Origin of the sequence: Mesorhizobium sp. M2A.F.Ca.ET.039.01.1.1 (assembly GCF_003998035.1) — a bacterium.
Lineage (GTDB): Bacteria > Pseudomonadota > Alphaproteobacteria > Rhizobiales > Rhizobiaceae > Mesorhizobium.
This window is the reverse complement of the sequence record NZ_RZRY01000482.1, coordinates 1-4,896: the sequence shown is the minus strand read 5'-3', so window position 1 is coordinate 4,896 and position 4,896 is coordinate 1. Positions and strand designations below refer to the sequence as shown.

The following is a 4,896-nucleotide window of genomic DNA, read 5'->3' as shown; positions in this document are numbered from 1 at the left end:
GAGCTGGTCCGCGCCGCCCTGCAGAAGCGCGCGCCGGCCTCCTTCAATTGGCCGTTGAGCGGCATTCCCGAAAGATGGGCGCCGACCACCACCAGTTCGATCGTGCCGTCATCGGCCGGCGCGCCGACAGGCTGCGCGATCGACTGCAGCCATCCGGTCGCGCCGAGAGTGAGGCCGCTCGCGGCATGGAGATCGCGTGCCACCGCTGCGACGAGGCCGTCGCGTCCTGCGGCGGCAAGCAGGGTCACGCTCATCGGCAGACCGTCGTCGCGCGTGCCGGTGGGCACGGCGATGCCGCACATGTCGAGCAGATTGACGAAATTGGTGTAGGTGCCCAGCCGGCTGTTGGTGACGATCGGATCGGCGAGCACGGCATCGACGCTGTAGTGGGTCGGCGCCGTCGGCATGCAGAAAAGGTCGACGGAGGCGATGACGGGGGTCAGGCGGGCCTTGTAGGCCTGCAAGGCGTAGAGGCCGCGGAAAGCATCGGCGGCCGACAGGTTCCTGGCGCCACCGATGATCTTGCGCGTCACCGGATGGAGGGCTGCTTCATTCGCTTCGAAGAAATCGCGGATCGCCGCATAGCGCTCCGCCACCCAGGCGCCTTCGTAGAGCAGGTCGGCGGTGGCGTAGAAGTCGCCGAACGGGATTTCGACAAGCCGGGCGCCGAGCGTTTCCAGGGATTTGAGAGCTGCCTCGAAGCCTGCCTGCATCGATGCGTCGCCGAAGAACTTCAGATCGGCCTTTTCCGGGATGCCGATGGTCAGCACCGGCGGTCGGGCGGCGAGGGGCTGGACGGCGATGGCGCGCGAATAGGGATCGGCGGCGTCGTGCGCGGCAGCGACCGAGAACACCGCATAGGCGTCATCGACCGTCAGCGCGAAGACTGAGACGCAGTCGAGTGTCCGGCAGGCCGGAACGACGCCCGTCGTCGACAACGCGCCGACCGTCGGCTTCAGCCCGACAATGCTGTTGAGGCCAGCCGGGATGCGGCCAGAGCCGGCGGTGTCGGTGCCAAGCGCGAAGGAGACGATGCCGCGCGCCGTCGCAACCGCCGAGCCGGAGGAGGAGCCGCCGGGCACGAGTTTCGGATCGATCGCATTTCTTGGGATCGGCCACGGCGTGCGCACGCCGACAAGGCCGGTGGCGAACTGGTCGAGATTGGTCTTGCCGACAACAAAAGCGCCCGCGGCCTTGAGCCTCGCTACGACCGTCGCATCTTTGTCCGGCGTGTAGGCATATTCCGTGCAGGCCGCCGTGGTCGGCATGCCTGCGACGTCGATATTGTCCTTGACGGCGAAGGGGATGCCCCAGAGCGGCTTCGCCACGGGGTCAAACGAGCCGAGCGCCTCGGCCTCGGCCAGTATCTCTTCTTTCGTCGCGAGGTGGATGAAGATGCCGGGGTCGCCGGCCGCATCGATGCGGGCAAGGACCGCATCGATCACCTCGGCGATGCCAAGCCCGCTTTGGTAGGCCGCGCGCAGGCTGGCGATGTCGAAGCGGATGTCGTTCATTTCGTCTCCCCCAGAATGATCACCGGCAGGTCCCACTGGATCAGCACCACGCAGCCGTCCCTCGTCCACACAGAATGCTCGGTGCCGACCGGATTGAGGATCACGCTGCCCGCTGGATAGTCGCCGTTGTCGTCGCTCTGGGTGCCTTCCAGCACGACGATGGTTTCCAGCCCGGCATGGCGGTGGCGCGGCACGCCGGCGCCCGGCTGATATTTGAGCAGCGCGACCGACGGTTCGACCGGGCCGCCCTTGAGCAGCCAATGCACGGTGACGCCGTCGCGGAAAGGCTCGAACGCCAGATCGCGCCAGCCGCCGTCAAGGAGGCCGGCAAAGGCAAGATTAGGCATTCGCAATTCCCTCGAGGACCTGATCTGTGGTCGCCGTCCAGCCGACGATGGCGCCCTGCGCCCGGATCATGGCGAGCGCGGCCGCCTTGAATTCGGGAAAGTAGCTTTCCGTCGCATCCTCCGCGACCAGGCACTCATAGCCGCGGTCGTTCGCCTCGCGCATCGTCGTCTGGACGCAGACTTCGGTCGTCACGCCGGCGAACACCAGTTGCCGCGCGCCGAGCCGTTTCAGGTCGTCGCCGAGGCCGGTCGCGTAGAAGGCGCCCTTGCCGGGCTTCTCGATGACGATCTCGCCGGGCAGGGGCGCGAGCTCGTCGAGGATCTCGGTGCCGGGTTCGCCGGCGATCAGGACGCGGCCCATCGGGCCGACATCGCCGATCCGCATCGAGGGATTGCCGCGGTCGCGCTTGGCGGGAGGCAGGTCTGAAAGGTCGGGCTTGTGGCACTCCATGGTATGGATCACCGGCAGGCCCGCGGCGCGAAAGCCTTCGATCAGCCGCTTCACCGTCGGCACGATGGCCGTGACCCGGCTGACGTCGTTGCCGAGACTCGCTCCGAACCCGCCCGGCTCGGCAAAGTCGCGCTGCATGTCGATGACGATGAGCGCCGTCGTCTCGGGCCTGAAGGCAAAGGCGAAGGGCTGCGCTGCGATTTCCGCCATCAGTGATGCCCCGCCATGTGCTCGCCGATGGTCTGCACGCTCGCCTGCGCAATCGGCGTCTCATAGACCAGCGCGCCGTCGGACATGACCAGGATGCGGTCAGAGAGTTCCAGTAGCTCGTCCAGGTCTTCCGACATCAACAACACCGCGGCACCTGCGTTGCGCGCCTTCATGATACGCGCCCGGATCTCGGCGACGGCGGAGAAATCGAGGCCGAAGCACGGGTTGGAGACGATCAAAAGGTCGACCTCGCCGGTGAGCTCGCGGGCGAGCACGGCGCGCTGCACATTGCCGCCCGACAGCGAAGCGATCGGCGAAGACAGCGATGCGGTCTTTACCTTGAACTGCTCGACCAGCCGGGCGCTGAAGGATTTGATGGCACCGGCGCTGATCCAGCTCACCGGCTTGCCGTTGCCGTCCACGTCGAAGGTGCGGAAAGCGATGTTCTCGGCCACTGTCATCCTCGGTGCACAGGCATTCTTCAGCGGCTCCTCCGGGATGAGGCGGACATTGAGCGTGCGCGCTTCGGCGCGCGTCGCCGCGTAGGCGGCGCCGCGCACCATCACCTCGCCGCCATTGCGGGGGCGCTGGCCGGCCAGCACTTCCAGGAACTCCTTCTGGCCGTTGCCGGAAATGCCGGCGATGCCGACGATCTCGCCCGAGCGGACGCCGAGATCGGCGATGTCGATCGACTTGAGGCCGGTGCGGTCCGGCGCCTTCAGCGCCTTCACCTTCAGCACGATCTCGGCGTCTGCCTTCGGCGCCGCGCGGCTGTCGAGCGCGGCGATCGGCTGGTCGCCGATCATCATCGCGGCCATCTCCCTGTGCGAAAGGTCGGAAACCTTGCCGGTGCCGGTGAGCCTGCCCTTGCGCAGCACGGTGATGTCGTCGGCAAATGCCGTGACCTCGTGGAACTTGTGCGAGATCATCAGCACGGTGAGGTCGCCGGCCTTGGTCATGCCGCGCACCAGGCCAAGCACTTCCTGGGCCTCGCCCGGGGTGAGCACGGATGTCGGCTCGTCCAGCACCAGGAAATTTCGGCCGAGATAAAGCTGTTTGATGATCTCCAGCTTCTGCTTCTCGCCGGCGGCGAGCTCGGCCACCTTGACGTCGAGCGGCAGCTTGAAGGGCATGCGCTCCATGAATTGGGCAAGCGCTGCGCGCTCCTTGCGCCAGTCGATGACGCCCGGCACCTTCTCGCGCGAGATGACCAGATTCTCGGCGCCCGTCAGCGAAGGCACCAGCGTGAAATGCTGGTAGACCATGCCGAGGCCGAGCGCCGAGGCATCCCTGGGGCTGGCGATCGCGACTTGGCGTCCATCGACCAGCATGTCGCCCGATGTCGGGTGGTAGAAACCCATCATGCATTTGACCAGCGTCGACTTGCCGGCGCCGTTCTCGCCGAGCAGCGCGTGGAAGGAGCCTGCCGGCACCTTGATGGAGACATCGTCCAGCGCCGTAAAGGCGCCGAAGCGCATCGTCATGCCGATGGTCTCGACGCCGGTCGCCTTTCCTTGCGTTCCGCTCATCGCCGGCTCCTCACGGCAACTGCGCGACGAGCGCGGCGGAATTCGACACCGCGCCGAACACGCCGCCCTGCATCTTGATCATCTTGATCGCCGCCAGGTGGTTGCCGTAGTCGGTCGCCCCGCAGCAATCCTCCAGCATCACGCATTCGAAGCCGCGGTCGTTGGCCTCCCGCATGGTGGTGTGCACGCAGACATCGGTGGTGATGCCGGTGAGCACGATGTTCTCGATGCCGCGTTGGTTGAGGATCAGCTCGAGATCGGTGGCGCAGAAGGAGCCCTTGCCCGGCTTGTCGATGATCGGCTCGCCCTCGGCCGGATAGAGCTCGGGGATGATGTCCCAGCCCGGCTCGCCGCGTACCAGGATACGCCCGCACGGACCCGGATCGCCGATGCCGGCATTGATGCGGCGCGAGCGCCAGCGCTTGTTGGCCGGCAGGTCTGCGAGGTCAGGGCGGTGGCCCTCGCGCGTGTGGATGATGGTGTAGCCCTTGCCTCGCATAGCCGACAGCACAGATTTGATCGGCTCGATCGGCGCGCGGACCAGCGACAGGTCGTAGCCCATATGGTCGACATAGCCGCCAGGCCCGCAGAAGTCGGTCTGCATGTCGATGATGATCAGCGCCGTGTTGTCGGGCCTGAGATCGCCATTGTAGGGCCAGGGATAGGGATCGGCGTCGATGTAGCGCTGGGTGATCTCGGCTCTGGCGTTCATGGCGAAAACTCCGGTATCGCGAGCGGTGCGTGGTGCGCGGTCATTTGGTGATCGACAGTTCGCCGGGCGCGCCGGCGAGCGTGCGGCTCGGCGACGAGGTGGCGATCATGATGATGAGGGTGAGGATGTAGGG

At 66.4% G+C, this 4,896-nt stretch carries 5 protein-coding genes; all 5 read right to left on the bottom strand.

Annotated features, from left to right (window positions below; genetic code table 11):
• Positions 1 to 1,514: allophanate hydrolase (atzF, locus tag EOA24_RS27395; RefSeq protein WP_127410262.1), on the bottom strand; the 1,514-nt coding region annotated here is incomplete at its 3' end.
• Positions 1,511 to 1,861 (bottom strand): cupin domain-containing protein, encoded by a 351-nt coding sequence (locus tag EOA24_RS27390; RefSeq protein ID WP_126081108.1) that lies wholly within the window; start codon positions 1,859 to 1,861, stop codon positions 1,511 to 1,513. The genes atzF and EOA24_RS27390, both read right to left, overlap by 4 nt.
• Positions 1,854 to 2,522, bottom strand: a complete 669-nt coding sequence (locus tag EOA24_RS27385; RefSeq protein WP_126081109.1) for an isochorismatase family cysteine hydrolase — start codon at positions 2,520 to 2,522, stop codon at positions 1,854 to 1,856. Before EOA24_RS27385 ends, EOA24_RS27390 begins: the two co-directional genes overlap by 8 nt.
• Entirely contained in the window at positions 2,522 to 4,051 is a 1,530-nt protein-coding gene (locus tag EOA24_RS27380) for an ABC transporter ATP-binding protein (RefSeq protein WP_126081110.1), read from the bottom strand. The genes EOA24_RS27385 and EOA24_RS27380 overlap by 1 nt, the downstream gene beginning before the upstream one ends.
• A gap of 10 nt (positions 4,052 to 4,061) precedes the next feature.
• The gene (locus tag EOA24_RS27375) at positions 4,062 to 4,763 is read right to left on the bottom strand and encodes an isochorismatase family cysteine hydrolase (RefSeq protein WP_126081111.1); all 702 of its coding nucleotides are present in this window, start codon (positions 4,761 to 4,763) and stop codon (positions 4,062 to 4,064) included.
• Between the last annotated feature and the right edge of the window lie 133 nt (positions 4,764 to 4,896).